16 protein-coding genes are annotated in these 17,772 nt (G+C 63.1%); 5 read left to right on the top strand and 11 right to left on the bottom strand.

Annotated features, from left to right (window positions below; translation table 11 throughout):
* Nucleotides 1-165: 165 nt before the first annotated feature.
* Both V8352_RS11740 and V8352_RS11735 read right to left on the bottom strand, forming a co-directional pair.
* Nucleotides 166-516, bottom strand: coding sequence for a RidA family protein (locus V8352_RS11740; protein WP_336424477.1), 351 nt, complete (start codon nucleotides 514-516; stop codon nucleotides 166-168).
* Nucleotides 517-693: 177 nt separating this feature from the next.
* The gene (locus V8352_RS11735; RefSeq protein ID WP_336424476.1) at nucleotides 694-1,938 is read right to left on the bottom strand and encodes an acyl-CoA dehydrogenase; all 1,245 of its coding nucleotides are present in this window, start codon (nucleotides 1,936-1,938) and stop codon (nucleotides 694-696) included.
* A gap of 105 nt (nucleotides 1,939-2,043) precedes the next feature.
* Between V8352_RS11735 and V8352_RS11730 the strand changes: the two genes are divergently transcribed.
* Entirely contained in the window at nucleotides 2,044-2,952 is a 909-nt protein-coding gene (locus V8352_RS11730; protein WP_336424475.1) for a LysR family transcriptional regulator, read from the top strand.
* 29 nt (nucleotides 2,953-2,981) lie between these two features.
* Here the strand turns inward: V8352_RS11730 and V8352_RS11725 are convergent, their stop codons facing one another.
* Genes V8352_RS11725 through V8352_RS11715 form a run of 3 tightly spaced genes read right to left on the bottom strand, consistent with a single transcriptional unit; the run spans nucleotide 2,982 to nucleotide 5,076 of the window.
* Entirely contained in the window at nucleotides 2,982-3,524 is a 543-nt protein-coding gene (locus V8352_RS11725; RefSeq protein ID WP_336424474.1) for a gamma carbonic anhydrase family protein, read from the bottom strand.
* Nucleotides 3,521-4,162 (bottom strand): guanylate kinase, encoded by a 642-nt coding sequence (gene gmk / locus V8352_RS11720; RefSeq protein ID WP_336424473.1) that lies wholly within the window; start codon nucleotides 4,160-4,162, stop codon nucleotides 3,521-3,523. Before gmk ends, V8352_RS11725 begins: the two co-directional genes overlap by 4 nt.
* Before the next feature lie 8 nt (nucleotides 4,163-4,170).
* On the bottom strand, nucleotides 4,171-5,076 hold the full coding sequence (locus V8352_RS11715; RefSeq protein WP_336424472.1) for a YicC/YloC family endoribonuclease: 906 nt from the start codon (nucleotides 5,074-5,076) through the stop codon (nucleotides 4,171-4,173).
* Between the two features lie 417 nt (nucleotides 5,077-5,493).
* Between V8352_RS11715 and V8352_RS11710 the strand changes: the two genes are divergently transcribed.
* Nucleotides 5,494-6,165: a PAS domain-containing protein gene (locus tag V8352_RS11710; RefSeq protein WP_336424471.1), complete on the top strand. Its 672-nt coding sequence runs from the start codon at nucleotides 5,494-5,496 to the stop codon at nucleotides 6,163-6,165.
* A gap of 525 nt (nucleotides 6,166-6,690) precedes the next feature.
* Here V8352_RS11710 and V8352_RS11705 read toward each other — a convergent pair.
* Nucleotides 6,691-8,058 carry a class II 3-deoxy-7-phosphoheptulonate synthase gene (locus tag V8352_RS11705; RefSeq protein ID WP_336424470.1) on the bottom strand — a complete coding sequence of 456 codons (1,368 nt, stop codon included), beginning with the start codon at nucleotides 8,056-8,058 and terminating at the stop codon, nucleotides 6,691-6,693.
* 168 nt (nucleotides 8,059-8,226) lie between these two features.
* On the opposite strand from V8352_RS11705, the gene V8352_RS11700 reads away from it, so the two are divergent.
* Complete coding sequence (locus V8352_RS11700) at nucleotides 8,227-9,240, top strand: GlxA family transcriptional regulator (protein WP_336424469.1); 1,014 nt, start codon at nucleotides 8,227-8,229, stop codon at nucleotides 9,238-9,240.
* 16 nt (nucleotides 9,241-9,256) lie between these two features.
* Here V8352_RS11700 and V8352_RS11695 read toward each other — a convergent pair whose 3' ends face one another.
* Genes V8352_RS11695 through V8352_RS11680 form a run of 4 tightly spaced genes read right to left on the bottom strand, consistent with a single transcriptional unit; the run spans nucleotide 9,257 to nucleotide 13,482 of the window.
* Entirely contained in the window at nucleotides 9,257-10,345 is a 1,089-nt protein-coding gene (locus tag V8352_RS11695) for a PQQ-dependent sugar dehydrogenase (RefSeq protein WP_336424468.1), read from the bottom strand.
* Between the two features lie 54 nt (nucleotides 10,346-10,399).
* Complete coding sequence (dxs, locus tag V8352_RS11690; protein ID WP_336424467.1) at nucleotides 10,400-12,343, bottom strand: 1-deoxy-D-xylulose-5-phosphate synthase; 1,944 nt, start codon at nucleotides 12,341-12,343, stop codon at nucleotides 10,400-10,402.
* A gap of 27 nt (nucleotides 12,344-12,370) precedes the next feature.
* The gene (locus V8352_RS11685) at nucleotides 12,371-13,234 is read right to left on the bottom strand and encodes a polyprenyl synthetase family protein (RefSeq protein WP_442971020.1); all 864 of its coding nucleotides are present in this window, start codon (nucleotides 13,232-13,234) and stop codon (nucleotides 12,371-12,373) included.
* Nucleotides 13,235-13,239: 5 nt separating this feature from the next.
* Nucleotides 13,240-13,482 (bottom strand): exodeoxyribonuclease VII small subunit, encoded by a 243-nt coding sequence (locus V8352_RS11680; RefSeq protein ID WP_336424466.1) that lies wholly within the window; start codon nucleotides 13,480-13,482, stop codon nucleotides 13,240-13,242.
* 136 nt (nucleotides 13,483-13,618) lie between these two features.
* Between V8352_RS11680 and V8352_RS11675 the strand changes: the two genes are divergently transcribed.
* Nucleotides 13,619-14,596 carry a phosphotransferase gene (locus tag V8352_RS11675; RefSeq protein WP_336424465.1) on the top strand — a complete coding sequence of 326 codons (978 nt, stop codon included), beginning with the start codon at nucleotides 13,619-13,621 and terminating at the stop codon, nucleotides 14,594-14,596.
* Nucleotides 14,597-14,791: 195 nt separating this feature from the next.
* Nucleotides 14,792-14,992, top strand: coding sequence for a hypothetical protein (locus V8352_RS11670; RefSeq protein WP_336424464.1), 201 nt, complete (start codon nucleotides 14,792-14,794; stop codon nucleotides 14,990-14,992).
* Between the two features lie 101 nt (nucleotides 14,993-15,093).
* Here V8352_RS11670 and lon read toward each other — a convergent pair whose 3' ends face one another.
* Nucleotides 15,094-17,505: an endopeptidase La gene (gene lon / locus V8352_RS11665; protein WP_336424463.1), complete on the bottom strand. Its 2,412-nt coding sequence runs from the start codon at nucleotides 17,503-17,505 to the stop codon at nucleotides 15,094-15,096.
* Nucleotides 17,506-17,772: the final 267 nt, after the last annotated feature.

The following is a 17,772-nucleotide window of genomic DNA, read 5'->3' as shown; positions in this document are numbered from 1 at the left end:
CCTGGGCTACAGAACCCCAGCGGAAGCTTTCAGGGACGAACTGATGAAACTGGAACGGCGATGAGCTACCCTGCCCTCGTAAACCGATGCAATCGGAATGGAACCCACAGTTGACGCCGCTGGCTTGGCCCCCGGCGGAATGCCCCGCCGAGGGCCTGACGCGCTTTAATTCTGCGCGGCTGTCACGATGAACTCGACCAGGTAATCCGGGGTCGCCAGCTTGGACTCTCCAGCGGCCCGCGCCGGGGTATGCCCCTCGGGCACCCATGCATCCCAGACGGCATTCATTTCGGCGAAATCCTTCATGTCTGCCATCCAGATCACCGTTTGCAGGATACGCGTCTTGTCCGATCCGGCCTCGGCCAGCAGTGCGTCGATATTCGCCAGACATGTCTTGGTCTGGTCCGTCACGCTGTCGCCGGCATTGCCGACCTGGCCCGCGAGGTAAATCGTGCCATTGTGCGTGACGATCTGGCTCATGCGCGGGCCGGTATGGCTTCGGGTGATGGTGCTCATTGGTGTATCTCCTCGGAAGGGTTGAAAAATGTCTCGCCGATGCGGCAGGCACATGCCGTCTGCACGCCATAGTCCCGCCGAAGCCCAAACTGTCAATCCCGGCGCTGCAACGACACTGCAACGACATGGGGGCAGGACGGTCTCCCGCCCTGCCCCCAAGCCGCCAGCGATCAGCCTTTAAAAGAACGCCTGCAAACCGGTCTGCGCACGTCCGAGAATCAGGGCATGGACATCATGCGTGCCCTCGTAGGTGTTGACCGTTTCGAGGTTCATCATGTGGCGGATGACCTGATACTCTTCCGAGATGCCGTTGCCGCCGTGCATGTCACGCGACATGCGTGCGATATCAAGGGCTTTGCCGCAGTTGTTACGCTTGATGAGGCTGATCATCTCGGGCGCAGCATTCGCGTTGTCCATCAGGCGGCCGACTTGCAGCGCGGCTTGCAGACCCAAGGCGATCTCGGTCTGCATGTTCGCCAACTTCAGCTGAAAGAGCTGTGTCTGCGCCAATGGCTTGCGGAACTGGTGGCGGTCAAGGCCGTATTGGCGCGCCCCGTGCCAGCAGAACTCGGCCGCGCCCATCACGCCCCAGGCAATGCCATAGCGTGCGCGGTTGAGGCAGCCGAACGGACCTTTCAGCCCTTCGACATGCGGCAAGAGAGCGTCCTCGCCGACCTCGACGCCTTTCATCACGATTTCGCCCGTCACCGAGGCGCGCAGGCTCTGCTTGCCCTCGATCTTGGGTGCCGAGAGGCCGTTCATGCCTTTTTCCAGCACGAAACCGCGGATCTTGCCGTCATGGGCGTCGGATTTCGCCCAGACCACAAAGACATCGGCGATCGGGCTGTTCGAGATCCACATCTTGGATCCGGTCAAGCGGTAGCCGCCGTCGATCTTTTCCGCCCGCGTTTTCATGCCCGAGGGGTCGCTGCCCGCGTCAGGTTCGGTCAGACCAAAGCAGCCGATCAGCTCGCCGGTGGAGAGCTTGGGCAGATATTTCTGGCGCTGTTCTTCGCTGCCGTAGGCGTAGATCGGATACATCACCAGCGAGGATTGCACGCTCATCATCGAGCGATAGCCACTGTCGACACGCTCGATCTCGCGCGCAACGAGGCCATAGCTGACATATCCCGCGCCGAGGCCGCCATACTCTTCGGGGATGGTCGTGCCCAGCAGGCCCATGGCGCCCATTTCGGTGAAAAGCTCGGGCGACACGGCCTCGGAGGCGTAATCCTTGATGACGCGCGGTTGCAGGTTTTCCTGCGCAAAGGTGCGCGCGCTCTGCGCGATCATCCGCTCGTCTTCCTCAAGCTGATCGTCGAGGCGAAAGGGATCCTGCCAGTCAAAGTTGGCAAGATCAGGCGCGTCCTTGGCCTTGATGGAAGGGCGATCTGCGGATTTTGCGGGCGCATCGAGGCTCATGGCATTTCCTTTCATGAGTTTTCATGTGTTCTGCTTGCAATATAAGGGCAATCCCCCCAGAAGAACACCAAGTCTTTGGGTGAAACGCATGAGGTTTTGGAATAAATGACCCTGCCCCGCCGATTTCTGCCGTCTATTGCCAGTTTGCGCGCGCTCGAGGCACTGGACCGCTTGGGCAGCGCGACCGCCGCCGCCGAGGCCCTCGCGTTGACGCAAAGCGCGGTCAGCCGACAAATTCAGGCGCTGGAGGATCAATTGGGCGTGCCGCTCGTGGTCAAGACCGGGCGGCGCATGGGGCTGACGCCCGATGCGGTGCAATACGCCGCCGAGGTGCGCGCAGCGCTGGGGCAGATCGCGCAAGCCTCGATGAAGGTGACGGTCAACCCCACGGGTGGCGCGCTGAGCCTTGCCATCCTGCCGACGTTCGGGATGCGCTGGCTGGTGCCTCGGCTGCCGGATTTCGCGCGCCAGCACCCTGAGGTGACACTGAACCTGTCAACGCGTGTCAAGCCGTTCAACTTCGACGTTGAACCCTTTGATGCAGCCATACATTTTGGCTCTGCCGGATGGCCGGGTACCTCTGCGATGCGGCTGCGCGGCGAGGCGGTGATCGCCGTTTGCGCGCCTGAGGTGATAGCGGCGCGCAAGCCAGCACAGGCGCGCGACCTTCTGGATCTGCCCTTGATGCATATCGAAACGCGCCCTGACGCCTGGCGCGCTTGGTTTGCCGCCCAAGGTGTGCAATCAGCGCGCGTGCCCGGAACGATCTATGATCAATTCGCGACCATTACACAGGCGGCTCTGCACGGTCTTGGGGTCGCGTTGTTGCCCGAATATCTTGCGGTGGGCGATCTGGCATCAGGGCGGCTGGTTTCGGCCTGGGGTGGCCCGACGCCCAGTCCGGGCAGCTACTACCTGATATGGCCCGACGCAAAGGCCGAAAATGGCGCATTGACCAAGTTTCGAGACTGGCTGGCCATTCAGATCGGCGAGGATGACCTGCTACCGCGATAGCGAAATGCGATCAAACTCTCCCAGAAAATTCAATCGCCCTGCGCGTCCAGCCCGGTGAGGCCCGTGCGATAGCGGCGCATGTTTTGCTGGTAGTGTCGCGCGCTCTCGCGCAGGCCCTCGATGGCCGCACTGTCCAACTGGCGAATGACCTTGCCGGGGGCGCCCATCACAAGGCTGCCGTCCGGTATTTCCTTGCCCTCGGTAATCAACGCCCCTGCCCCGATCAGGCAGTCGCGCCCGATCCGCGCGCCATTCAGCACCGTGGCGCTCATCCCGATCAGGGAGTTGTCGCCAATCGTGCAACCATGCAGCATCGCCTTGTGCCCGATCGTGCAGCCCGCGCCGATGGTCAGCGGAAATCCGGCATCAGTGTGCAAGACGCTGTTTTCCTGAATGTTGCTGCCCGCGCCAACGCGGATGATCTCATTGTCGCCGCGCAAGGTGGCACCGAACCAGACCGAGGTCGCCGCCTCCAGCACGACGCGGCCGATCACATGCGCGCCGGGCGCAATCCAGTAATCGTCATCCTCGGGCAGCTCGGGCTCTTGCCCGTCCAATGCATAAAGGGTCATGAACGCTCCTCGAATTCCATTTGCAGGCTGCGCACCTGCTCGGTCAAGGCCGGTTGCTGGATGCGGCGCAGACGGGCGGCGGCGATGATCTGTTTCAGGGCGGCCTCCGTCGCCTCCAGGTTGTCGTTGGTCAGCACGTAATCGTATTCGGCCCAATGGCTGATTTCATCCCAGCTTTTCTGCATGCGTTTGGCGATCACCTCTGGGCTGTCCTGACCGCGCGATTCTAGCCGGCGCCGCAACTCGGCGATGGAGGGTGGCAGAATAAAGATCGACAGCGTGTGCTTGCCCAGGTCCGAGTTCTGGATCTGCTGCGCGCCCTGCCAGTCGATATCGAAAAGCACATCGCGCCCCCGGTTGATCGCCTCTTCGACCGGGCCCTTGGGCGAGCCGTAGAAATGGCCAAAGACATACGCATGCTCCAGCATCTCGCCGTTGGTGACGTCCTGCCGGAATCGCTCGTCGGTCAGAAAATGATAGTCCTGCCCATCCGTCTCACCGGCGCGCGGCGGGCGCGTCGTGGCGGAAACCGAGAAGAGTACGTTTTCGTCCCAGTCGCGCAGGCGGCGCGACAGCGTCGATTTGCCGGCACCCGAGGGGGATGACAGGATGATCAATAGGCCGCGTCTTTGTGCCATTCTAGCGCTTACTCCACATTTTGTACCTGTTCGCGCAGCTGGTCGACAGCCGCCTTCAAATCAAGGCCGATTGCCGTCAGCGGGGTCGATCCTGCCTTGGCGCAAAGGGTGTTTGCCTCGCGGTTGAACTCTTGGCTCAGAAAGTCCAGCTTGCGGCCCACAGGGCCGCGCGATGCCAGCAAAGCGCGGGCCGCCTCCACATGGGCATGCAGGCGCCCGATTTCCTCGGTGATGTCCGATTTGACCGCGATCATCGCCAGTTCCTGCGCGACGCGGCCCGGATCGGCGCCCTCGGCGCCCTGCATCACGCGGCTCAGCGCGGCGCTCAGCACTGCTTCGGCTTCGGGTCGGCGTGCCTCGGCTGCGGCCTCGGCGGCAGTGGTCAGGCGCGCGATTTCGTCCAGATGCGCCGCCAAGAGCGCGGCCAGTGCCGCGCCCTCCTGCGCGCGCATCTCAAGGAAATCCGCCAGGATCGCGTCGAAATCCGCCAGAATATCGCTGGCGAGCGTGGTGGTATCCGCCTCGGGGGTGACCGTTTCGAGCACGCCGCGCACCGCCAGAATATCGCCGGGGCGCGCGGGGGCCAGCGACAGGCCGCGCGCCATCGCCTGCGCCTCAACCTCGGCCATCGCATCCAGCGCCGCCTCCAGCTGCGCCGCGTTGACGGACATGCGCCCGCCCGCCTCTGCCGATTGCACCCGCAGGCCCAGCGTGACGTTGCCGCGGCTCACAAGCTCGGACAGACGCGCGCGCAGGCCAGCCTCCAGCCCCGCGATCCAGTCGGGCACGCGCAGCCGCAGATCAAGGCCCTTGCCATTGACGCTGCGCAGCTCCCACGTCCATGTGTGGCCGGGTGACGCGCCGCGGCCGGTGGCGAAGGCGGTCATGGAATGAAGCTGATGATTGGCTGACATGACGGCCCTCCTCGTGCGGCGACGCGATCCCCCTGTCCTAAGGCCCTGCTGCGGCTGAGGCAAGCCGCGCCCGCCACGGTCGCAACCGTGTGAGGCCAGACGTCTGAGCGGCGCGCGCGCCAGCATCGGCAAAGATTAACCAACTGGATAGGATTTTAAACAAATGCGGTGCTCCCCGTGGCATACTGTTTGAACCAAGCGCCTGGCGGTCAGTTCCTCAGCCGAGAGGCGTTGCAATTGAGAGCAGCGTCGCTGCGCCCGAATGATCGACTTCGGTGGAACCGCGCCGGATGGAAGCGGTTTAAGTAAAACCTCGGTAGCCATCGCAGTCGCGAAAAGACCAACCACGTCACAAGCCAGACCGACCGACACGCCAGACCCGACACGCCAGACCGCCCCACAAGGAAGACGCAGGACATGACCTACGACTCAGATAATGGAACACCTGGCCAGCCCCCGCATCCGCAGGCACATGATGCTGCACTCTCGGAGTTCGAGCGCTACTGGGGTGACATGCGCAAGGGCGCGCTTGTGCCGCGCCGCTCGGACATTGACCCTCGCGGGATCGAGCCTTTGCTTGCCAATGCCTTCATCACCGAGCGAATCGCGCCCGGCCTTGCGAGGCTCCGCATTGCCGGCGGGCACCTGACGGATCTGATGGGGATGGAAGTGCGCGGAATGCCGATCAGCGCCTTTATCGAGCCGGGATCGCGCGATGCGCTTGCCAATCATCTCGTGTATCTCTTCGATCAGCCCGCGACGCTGCGCCTGACCCTAAGCAGCCCCGCGCGGCCCGGCGCACCGGCGTTGCAAGGCACGCTCCTGATGATGCCGCTGCGCAGCGATCTGGGCGATATCTCGCGCGCACTTGGATGTCTTGTCAGCACGGGGAAAATCGGGCGCGGACCGCGCCGGTTTGAAATCACCCATTCGGTGCTGACGCCGCTCGACAGCGGGACGGTGCCGGATGCCACCCCGCGACTGGTGCCGGACGACGCGCCTGCCTCGTCGCCGCAAACCGAGGGCGTTGATACGCCCAGCCCGGGCCGCGCGTCCGAGCGACCCTACCTGCGCCTTATCAAGAGCTGATCTGCCGGCCTTGGCGGTCATTTGCGACTGCAAGCGCATCTCATGCTGCTTCCCCAGACGGCCCCAGCAGACAAAACGCTGTGAAACAGAACAGGCCGAGCGGTAAAACCGCCCGGCCTTGCCCTGTTGAACTATTTTTTTAGCGGCTGCGCACCGATGGGAGGAGGATATCGGGCGCAGCCTATCTTTTTTAACCGGGCGAGGAGGGAGGAGCCGCCCCGCGCGGATGGTGCAGCCGGTTCGCGATGGGAGGAGGTATCGCGTCTGAACTGGCTACCTCTCAAAGTAACCATGCCCCGCCGCATTGCAGTAATCCATTTTTGCTGCATATGCAAATTTTTCGCTGCGTTGCCGCATATTCAGGACGGCTCACTCGTGCCTGCTTAAATATTGTGCGCGGTATGCCCAAGCTAGACGCCAACGGAGGTCAAAGGGGGCTATCTCGGTGTCGTGAGGCGATTCACGAAAAAAGGCGCGCAGTATCAAACTGCGCGCCTCTTTCCAGGTATCTTATCGAACTTGCGCTCAGACCGCTTCGACGTGGCGCTCCGCGTGCAGCGACGACAATTCTTCCGCGACGAGGAAGGCAAGCTCGAGCGATTGCGACGCATTGAGGCGCGGATCGCAGGCCGTGTGATAGCGATCGCTCAGATCCTCGTCCGTCACGGCCTGAACACCGCCGATACACTCGGTCACGTCCTGGCCGGTCATTTCGAAATGCACGCCGCCGGGGATGGTCCCCTCAGCCTTGTGCACCGCAAAGAATTCGCGCACCTCGCGCAGAACCGCATCAAAGGGCCGTGTCTTGTAACCGGACGCGGATTTGACCGTATTGCCGTGCATCGGATCGCAAACCCAGACGACATTCGCGTCCGCCTCGCGCACGGTGCGGATGAGGCGCGGCAGATGCTCGGCCACCTTGCCCGCGCCAAAACGCGCGATCAGCGTCAGTCGGCCCGCCTCATTGGCAGGGTTCAGCTTGGCCAGCAGCGCCTTTAGGTCGTCCTCGGTCATGCTGGGACCGCATTTCAGCCCGATGGGATTCTGCACACCGCTGGCGAAATTCACATGCGCGCCATCCGGCTGGCGTGTGCGGTCACCGATCCAGATCATATGGCCCGATCCGGCCAGCCAGTTGCCCGACGTGCTGTCCAGACGCGTCAGCGCCTCCTCGTATTCCAGCAAGAGCGACTCGTGGCTGGTGTAGAAATCCACGGTCTGCAACGCTTCGGTCGAGCCATTGTTGATCCCGGCGGCACGCATGAAATCAAGCGCATCTGTGATCCGCGCCGCCATCTCGCGATAGCGCGCAGCCTTTTCGCCCTCGGTAAAGCTCAAGGTCCAGCTATGGACCTTGTTCATGTCGGCATAGCCCCCCTTCGAGAAGGCACGCAGCAGGTTCAGCGTGGCCGCCGACTGCGTGTAGGCCTGAAGCATCTTGGCCGGGTCAGGGATGCGCGCACCTTCCGAGAACGGCAGCTCATTGATGATGTCACCCCGGTAGCTGGGCAGCTCGACACCGTCGATCGTCTCGGTCGGGGCGCTGCGCGGCTTGGCGAACTGGCCCGCCATGCGGCCCACCTTGACCACGGGCACCTTGGCGGCAAAGGTCAGCACCATTGCCATTTGCAGCATCACCTTGAATGTGTCGCGGATCGCATCGGCGCTGAACTGCTCGAACGCCTCGGCGCAATCGCCGCCCTGCAACAGGAACGCCTCGCCACGCGAGGCCGCGCCCAGCTGTGCCTTGAGGCGGCGCGCCTCACCCGCAAAGACCAGTGGCGGAAACTGCGATAGTTTTGCCTCGACGCCTGCCAGCGCCTCCGCATCGGTATACTCGGGCATCTGAACGCGCGGTTTTGCGCGCCAGTCGGATTTTGTCCATTCAGCCATGACATCCACTCCGCCTAGGGCAATTCTGAAACGGCTGCATACCAAAGCCGACACCGCAGCGCCACACGAATAATGCCGCGAACGTCTCAATTTCGCGCCCTATCCCTTGTCAAATGTATCATTTTCGTGAAAACCCGGCTTACCTGAAACGCCATCAGAGGGCGGCCCATGCATAGTGATCCAAGCAGAAGCGGTTCCGTAAATTCGCGGGGTTCGCCCCCCGGTCCCCGGCGCTACGTCTTTGTCCTTGTCGACAACTTCACGCTGCTCAGCTTTTCTGCGGCCATCGAGTGCTTGCGGATTGCCAATCGGATGGCTGGTGGGGCGCTCTATGAATGGTCGGTGATCGGGGACAGCGAAGACGTAATTGCCTGCTCTGCGGGCTCACGGTTTCAGCTTGATGGCCCGCTCAGCGAACTTGGGCGAGACGACACCGTGCTGCTCTGCGGCGGGATCGAAATTCAGCAGGCTGCCACCAAGAAGATGCTGAGCTGGTTGCGCCGGGAGGCACGGCGCGGGCTGAAGATGGGCGGGCTGTGCACTGCGTCGTATCTGCTGGCGCGCGCAGGTCTTCTGGATGGCAAACGCGCAACGATCCACTGGGAGAACCACGATAGTTTCGCCGAAGAATTTCCCGAAGTGAACCTGACGAAATCGGTTTTCACCGTGGATGGCACGCGCATGACAACGGCGGGGGGGACATCCTCGATCGATCTCATGCTGAACCTCATCGCGCAGGACCATGACGAAAAACTGGCCAATGCCGTCGCCGATCAGCTGATCTATTCCTCGATCCGCACCGATCAGGACACGCAGCGCCTGTCGGTCCCCACCCGCATCGGTGTGCGCCACCCCAAGCTGAGCCAGGTCATCCAGATGATGGAGGGCAACATCGAAGAGCCAATCAGCCCCGCGACGCTTGCGCGCGATGCGGGCATGTCCACCCGCCAGCTCGAGCGGCTCTTCCGGCGGTATCTGAGCCGCTCGCCCAAGCGGTATTATATGGAGCTGCGCCTGCAAAAGGCGCGCAACCTGCTGATGCAGACCGACATGACGGTCATCAACGTGGCGCTGGCCTGCGGCTTTTCCTCGCCGTCGCATTTCTCGAAGTGCTACCGCGCTCATTACAACACGACGCCCTACCGCGAGCGCGGCTCGCATGCGTCACGCCACGTGCTCTAGGCCAAGGCGTGGGCAGTTACGGCGCCATGCGATAGAGCGCGCCCTGCCCTTCGCTGAGAAACCAGATGGCGCCGTCCGGCCCTTCACGAATATCGCGCAGGCGCTCCGTCTCGGGCCCCTCCAGCCGTTCCACCTCTTCGATCGGATCGCCCGAAAGGCGCGAGATGAAGCCGAATTTGAGCGATCCGGTGAAAAAATCGCCCTCCCATTCGGGCCAAAGCGCGCCAGAATAGATCATCAGCCCAGAGGGCGCGATGCTGGGATCCCAGTAGAATTCGGGCTGTTCCATCCCCGGCTTCGAAGTCGCCTCGAAAGGTTCGCCCGAGTAATGCGTGCCGTATGAAATCTCAGGCCAGCCGAAATTCGCGGCTTTCTGGACGCGGTTCACCTCATCGCCGCCCTTGGCGCCGTGCTCGCTGACCCAGAGATTGCCTTGCAGGTCCAGCGCCGCGCCTTGGGGATTGCGATGCCCGTAAGACCAGATGGCCTCTTGCGCATCGGCGTCCCCGGCGAAGGGATTACCGGGTGCAGGCGCGCCGTCCCGCGTGAGGCGCAGAACGCTGCCATTCTCGCGGCCCAAATCCTGCGCAGACGGGCGATCGCCCCGGTCGCCCACCGTCATGTAGATCAGGCCATCACTGCCCTCTACAAGGCGCGAGCCGAAATGCCGCCCGCCCTGAGAGCCCTCGGTAATCTGGAAGATGACGCGCCAATCCTCGAGCGTATCGGCACCCTCGGGCAGTGTCGCCACCGCCAGCGCCGTCCCGGCGCTGCCCCCTTGCGTGACCGCGTGGCTGAAATAAAGCTGCCGCGATTGCGCAAAATCGCGCGGCACGAGCACGTCCAGAAGGCCGCCCTGCCCGACCTCGGCAATCGGCCCGACGCCGCCGATCTCGACCTTTTGGCCGTCGGTGACATGCCACAGCCGCCCCTGTTTTTCAGTGATGATCACCGTGCTGTCAGGCAGAAAGCCAAACGACCAAGGGCCGGTCAGCCCGTCCGCCATGCGCGTTACAGGCACCGGCCCGTTCGGCCCTTCGAGCGTCTGGGCAGTTGCAGCAGGTGCCATCAGCAGGCAGGTGATGAGGATCCGAAAAAATGTCATACCTAGCAACATAGGATCAAATGCCGGCAAGAAAAGGGAATTTACCTGCGTGAGTCAGGCCCGCTTGTCGGCGATCTGCGCAACGCCCAGCAGATCCAGGACCTTGGCCTCGATCTGGCGCGCGTCCATGCCGGCGACCTCGTACATATCCTGAGGGCTCGCCTGATCGATAAAGATGTCAGGCAGCACCATAGAGCGGAACTTGAGCCCGTGGTCAAACACGCCCTCGTCAGCCAGAAGTTGCGCAACATGGCTGCCAAAACCGCCCACAGCGCCCTCTTCGACCGTGATGAGCGCCTCGTGATCCTCGGCCAGCCTCAGGATCATGTCCCGGTCCAGCGGCTTGGCAAAACGCGCATCGGCCACCGTGGGCGTGATGCCGCGCGCACTCAGCGCCTCGGCCGCCTTGCGCACCTCGCCCAGACGGGTGCCAAAGCTGAGGATTGCGGCGCGGCTGCCTTGCTCGATGATGCGTCCCTTGCCGATCTCCAGAACCTCGCCGCGTTCAGGCATGGTCACGCCCTCACCTTCGCCGCGCGGATAGCGGAAGGCGATCGGCCCGGTGTCATGCGCGGCGGCGGTGGCAACCATATGCACCAGCTCCGCCTCATCGGCAGCGGCCATCACGACGAAACCCGGAAGATTGGCGAGAAAGGCGACATCGTAGCTGCCCGCATGCGTTGCGCCATCGGCACCGACCAATCCCGCACGGTCGATGGCAAAGCGCACGGGCAGGCGCTGGATCGCCACATCATGGACGACCTGATCGTATCCGCGCTGCAAGAACGTCGAATAAAGTGCGCAGAAGGGGCGCAGGCCGCCTGCGGCCATTGCGGCGGCAAAGGTCACGGCGTGTTGCTCGGCAATGCCGACGTCGAATGTGCGCGACGGATATCGCTCGGCCATCAGGCCAAGGCCCGTGCCACCCGGCATCGCGGCTGTCACCGCGACGATGCGGTCATCGCGGCTGGCGTTATCGACAAGGGCGCGCCCGAAAACATCCGTATAGCTGGGTGCGTTGCTGGGCGCCTTGGATTGCTTGCCGGTGGTCACATCGAATTTCGCCGTGGCGTGCCCGCCATCGTCTGCGCCTTCGGCGGGGGCATAGCCCTTGCCCTTTTTCGTAAGCACATGGATCAGCATCGGCCCCGTTGCGCGCTGTCGCACGGTGCGCAGGATCGGCAAGAGCTGCTCCATGTCATGCCCGTCGATCGGGCCAAGGTAGGAGAACCCAAGCTCTTCAAAGAGGGTGCCGCCCACGGCCAGCCCCTTGAGCATTTCCTTGGCTCGCCGCGCGCCCTGCTGAAACGGGCCGGGCAAGAGCGAGACGGCACCCTTGGCGGCTGCCTTCAGCTCCTGAAAGGGCTGCTCGGCATAGAGGCGCGACAGATAGGACGACAGCGCACCAACGGGCGGCGCAATGGACATCTCGTTGTCGTTGAGGATGACGAACATCCGCTTGCCCAGGGCGCCCGCGTTGTTCATCGCCTCAAAGGCCATGCCCGCACTCATCGCGCCGTCGCCGATGATGGCGACCGCGTCGCCATGCCCGGTGTCGCAGGCGCCGCCCAGATCGCGCGCCACGGCAAAGCCGAGCGCGGCACTGATCGACGTGCTGGAATGGGCCGCGCCAAAGGGATCATAGGGCGACTCGCTGCGCTTGGTAAAGCCGCTGATGCCATCCTTCTGGCGCAGCGTCTTCATCCGGTCGCGGCGCCCTGTCAGGATCTTGTGCGGATAGCTTTGGTGGCTGACATCCCAGATGATCTTGTCTCGCGGCGCGTCAAACACCGCATGGAGCGCAACGGTCAGTTCCACCACGCCCAGCCCGGCGCCCAAGTGTCCGCCCGTTTGCGAGACCGAGTGGATAGTCTCGGCGCGCAGCTCATCCGCCAGCTGCCCAAGCTCTGCGTTGCTCATCCGCTTCATGTCGGATGGGCTGCTGACGCCGTCCAGAAGCGGCGTCTTGGGTGCATTGGTGGCGGGATCGGTCGTCATGGCACTGCCCCTCCCCGGGGCCTCAGGTCAGCTTTCACGCGAGATAGCGAAGCGGGCGATCCGCCGCAAGGGATCGGCCGCGTCTGCATATACAGATAGCGCGTCCTCGGCATCGTCAACCAGCGCCGCCGCGCGCGCACGCGCGCCGGGAAGACCCAGTAGCGATACGAAGGTCGCCTTGCCCGCGGCGGCATCCTTGCCCACCGCCTTGCCTGCGGCAGCGGCGTCGCCCGTCACGTCGATCACGTCGTCATGGATCTGAAACGCCTGCCCCATTGCCGCGGCATAGCGGATCAGCGGCGCGGGGTCCGCGCCTGCCATGCGCGCGCCTGCTGCCGCGCTCCACTCGAAGAGCGCGCCGGTCTTGCCGGCCTGTAGCGCGCCGATCTGCGCAAGATCCAGCGCCGCGCCCGGACGCTCGGCCGCCATGTCGAGCGCCTGGCCCAGCACCATGCCTTGCGCACCTGCCGCGCGCGCAAGGCTCAGCGCCAGATCCGCGCGCACAGTGGCGCTGCCCACACTGGGATGCGCCGCCAGTTCAAACGCGAGCGCCTGCAGCGCGTCGCCGGTCAGAACGGCGGTCATCTCATCCCATTTGACATGCACTGTGGGCTGGCCCCGGCGCGCGTCATCGTCATCCATGCAGGGCAGATCGTCATGCACGAGGCTGTAGGCGTGCATCGCCTCGATCGCCGTCGCAGGCCAGATCGCCGCCGTCTCGGCAATGCCGTGAAGACGTGCGGACGCCAGCACAAGACAGGCGCGCAGCCGTTTGCCACCGCGCGTGGCATGGCGCATCGCCTCGGCAACATCGCCCGTGCCAAAGGGCGCCAGCACCTGCTCCAGATGCGCTTCGACAAGCTCTTGCGCGCGGCGGATTTCGGCCTCCACCTGGATCAGAGCCCCTCGACCGGCTTGAGCCCCGACGGCTCGCCCTCGGCATCGAGGGTGATTGCCGCAACCTTCTCTTCGGCTTCTTTCAGCTTGGAATCGCAGCGTTTTTTCAACGCGGCCCCACGCTCGTAAAGGGTAATGGATTCGTCCAGCGCTACATCGCCGCGCTCAAGGCGGCCCACCACCTGCTCCAGCTCGGCCATGGCCTGTTCGAACGTCATGTCGGCAACGGGTGTATCGCTCATAAGGGGGCCTTTCGATCTGGACTTGGGTGCACATGGGATGCGTCTTTGCACCATAGACGCGCCGCCGGGGGGGTTCAATCGGCAGGCGCGTGATTGACGGATTGACCGCAGGCGGCCCCTGCGATTGAGTGATGCGATGAGCGCCCGCCAGCCCCTCCTTCCCGATCTCGACGTCATGCAGCAGATCATGGCCCGTTTGGCCACGGCCGCGCGCGAAGAGCCGCGCCTTGCAGGCGCTGTGCCAAGCGACCTCATCCGCCACGTCAAAGGCAAGCGCGCCATTTTGCGGGGCCAGATCGACGGGCGCAGCGCCATCTTTCGCGTTCATCTGGACGCCGAAAGAGGCGATGCGCAGCGCGAATGGGACGAGATGCAGCGCCTTTGGCCGCATATGTCGCAAGGCGATCTGCGCATCCCCGAGCCGATTTGCGCCGCACCTGCATCCGGCGTGATCGTGCAGGAAGAGGTGCGGGGCACGCCGCTGATGACGCTGCTCTATGAGCTGAAAGAGACCGAAAGGGCCGCCTACCTGCCCCCGGCGGCGGCATGGCTGCGCACCACAACCAAGCTGAGCGAGGCTTGGGAGCCTGCGCGGCCGCAGCGGTGGATCGCCCGCGCGGCCAGCGCCTCGGCCCAGCAACCCTTTGAGCAATTGCAGCGACTGGAAAGTCAGATATTGACGCAGATGGAGCGTCTGGCCCCGGAAATCGAGGCCGCGCCCTGGCGCACGGCGATTTGCCATGGCGATTATCATCCCAACAATCTGATCGCAGATGGCGCGCGCCTGACGGGAATTGACCTCGGCGGCTCGCGGCGCATGCCCGTGGCCAAGGATATCGCGCGCTTTGCCATGCATATGGGGCGCCGCCGTCTGCGCCTATCGGGGCGCACGCAGTATGGCGTCGATGCGGGGTGCCTTGCCGCCTTTGCCCGCGCGTTCGAGATGGACACTACAGAGCGCACCTGCGCCCTGCCCTTCTTCCTCGCCTTTGAGGCATTGATCCGGGTCGAGACCACGGCGCTGCCCCCCGCTCGCATCCGGCGCGCCGAGAAGACCTATCACGCCCTCCTGCAAGACCTGAAGAAGACTGGCGCTGGACGCGCGTCTGATTGAACGGCTCGCTGCCAAGAAGGCGGGCTGATGCGGCATTGGTCGAAGCCGGATCAGCGCATTGAACCCCGCACTTGACGCAGGGGCAGGATGCTGCGAAAATTAATCTTGTGCTTTTGCGGCCCTTTAGCAGAGGCCCGCGCGGGATATCAAAGCGTCACGGCACGCGGCGCATAATTATTACTTGGGGGAACAAAAATGAAAAAGATCCACCTTGCGGCCTTTCTGATTGCGGCCATGGCGGCCGCGCCTGCTGCGGCCGGAAACATCAGCGAGCCGGTTATGGAGCCTGCGGTGATCGAGGCCGAGACGGCCAGTTCATCCAAAAATCAGGCCGAAATCATAGCGCTCAGCTTGACCGCTTTGGTCTTCATCACCGCTCTCATCAGCGCCAACTGATAGGGTTGGTGCTGCGAGATGCACTGTTAATATATTGATATAAATGAAAAAGGGGCGCCCTGATCGGGCGCCCCAATTCGATTTTACGGCCGTCCTGCGCTCTAATGCGCGGTCGCGCCGGTCCCGTCCGGCCCCGATTTGAGCGCGGCCTCGGCGGCTGCGGCCTCTTCGGCGGCCTCGTCCCATTCGATGGGCTCAGGCGCGCGTGTCAGGGCAAGGCGCAGAACGTCACGCACATGGGTCACGGGCACGATCTCCAGCCCTTCCTTGACGTTGTCGGGGATCTCGGTCAGATCCTTTTCGTTCTCGGCCGGGATCAGCACGGTCTTTATCCCGCCGCGCAGTGCCGCCAGCAGTTTCTCCTTGAGCCCGCCGATCGGCAGCGCGTTGCCGCGCAGCGTCACCTCGCCGGTCATGGCGATGTCCTTGCGCACCGGAATGCCCGTCAGAACCGACACGATGGATGTCACCATCGCAAGGCCCGCACTTGGCCCGTCCTTGGGCGTTGCGCCCTCGGGGACGTGGACGTGGATGTCCCATTTCTCAAGCCGCGGCGGCTTGATGCCAATGGCGGGTGCGACCGAGCGAACATAAGAATTCGCGGCGTCGATCGACTCCTTCATCACATCGCCCAGCGTGCCGGTGGTCTTCATCCGGCCCTTGCCCGGCAGGCGGAGCGCCTCGATGTTCAACAGCTCGCCACCGACCGAAGTATAGGCCAGCCCTGTGACGACACCCACCTGATCGGCATCTTCGGCAAGGCCGAACTTGTGCTTGCGCACGCCCAGATACTCACTGAGATTTTCCGGCGTCACCGTGACCGATGTGAACTCCTTCTTGATGATCCGCGTCACCGCCTTGCGCGCCACCTTGGCAATCTCGCGCTCAAGGTTCCGCACGCCCGCTTCGCGGGTGTAGTAGCGGATGATGTCGGTCAGCGCCGCATCGGTCAGCTCGAACTCGCCCTTTTTCAGGCCATGGTTCTTGACCTGTTTCGACAGCAGATGCTGCTTGGCGATCTCGCGCTTTTCGTCCTCGGTATAGCCGGCCAGCGGGATGATCTCCATCCGGTCCATGAGCGGGCCGGGCATGTTGTAGCTGTTCGACGTGGTCAGAAACATCACGTTCGAAAGGTCATATTCGACCTCCAGATAGTGATCGACAAACGTGCCGTTCTGTTCCGGGTCGAGCACCTCAAGCATCGCCGACGCGGGATCACCCCGGAAATCCTGACCCATCTTGTCGATTTCATCAAGCAGGATCAGCGGGTTGGTCGTCTTGGCCTTTTTCAGCGCCTGGATGATCTTGCCTGGCATGGAGCCGATGTAGGTCCGGCGGTGACCGCGAATCTCGCTTTCGTCACGCACGCCGCCAAGCGAGATGCGGATGAACTCGCGTCCCGTTGCCCGCGCCACGGATTTACCCAGCGACGTCTTGCCCACGCCCGGAGGGCCGACGAGGCACATGATCGGCCCCTTCAGCTTTTTCGAGCGTTGTTGCACTGCCAGATATTCGACGATGCGTTCCTTGACCTTCTCGAGGCCATAGTGATCGTCGTCCAGTACCTTTTCGGCCCGGCTCAGATCCTTTTTGACGCGGCTTTTCACGCCCCACGGGATCGACAGCATCCAGTCGAGATAATTGCGCACGACGGTCGCCTCGGCGCTCATCGGGCTCATGTTCTTCAGCTTCTTCAACTCGGCATCCGCCTTGTCGCGGGCCTCCTTGCTCAGCTTGGTCTCTTCGATGCGTTTTTCCAGTTCGGCGACTTCGCCTTCGCCGTCCTCGCCGTCGCCCAGCTCCTTCTGAATAGCCTTCATCTGCTCATTCAGGTAATATTCGCGCTGGGTGCGCTCCATCTGGGATTTGACGCGGGTCTTGATCTTTTTCTCGACCTGCAAGACGCTCATTTCGCCCTGCATCAGGCCATAGACCTTCTCCAGCCGCTCGCTGACGCTGAGCGTCTCCAGAAGCTCCTGCTTCTGCTCGACTTCGATGCCCAGGTGCCCAGAGACCAGATCGGCCAGCCGGGCGGCGTCGCCCGCCTCGGATACGGCGGTTACGGCCTCTTCGGGGACGTTCTTCTTGACCTTGGCGTAGCGCTCGAATTCCGTGGTGACACTGCGCAGCAACGCTTCGATCGTCGTGGCATCGCCCGGCATCTCGGTCAGATACTCGGCGCGCGCCTCGAAGAAATCTTCGTTGTCGATGTATTCGGTGATCCGCACCCGCGCGACGCCCTCGACCAGCACCTTGACGGTGCCATCGGGCAGTTTCAGCAGTTGCAGGACATTCGCGAGAACGCCCGCCTTGTAAATTCCCTTGGCGTCCGGGTCATCGACGCTGGGGTCGATCTGGCTCGACAGCAGGATCTGCTTGTCGTCCGACATGACCTCTTCCAACGCGCGCACGGATTTATCGCGACCCACGAACAGCGGCACGATCATGTGTGGAAACACGACGATGTCGCGCAGCGGCAGCACCGGGTAGGAGGAGTTGAGGGGCTCTTTCATGCTCTTTCCTTATGCATCGGTCCGAATTTCTATTCGGCCCTTTCTTGGCAAGAGGGTCCGGCCCCGCCCGGCGGCGACCATGCCCTCTCCGTCTGTTAAATTAACTTGGGGCAGTCTGCTGCTGCTTTCAACCTTGCGCGCAAGAATGACGCTGCGCCGCCCGGTCGGCAAGGACTTCGGCGTGATAATTTGTGCTAAAATTGGGCAGGCGCAGGTCGGTTTACGCAGTGATTGTGGATAATTGAGCTGAATTGTCAGGCGCTGCCG

The organism is Roseovarius sp. D0-M9, assembly GCF_037083805.1.
Classification (GTDB): Bacteria; Pseudomonadota; Alphaproteobacteria; order Rhodobacterales; family Rhodobacteraceae; genus Roseovarius.
Note: the sequence above shows the minus strand (reverse complement) of the source record. Positions and strands in the feature narration are given on the sequence as shown.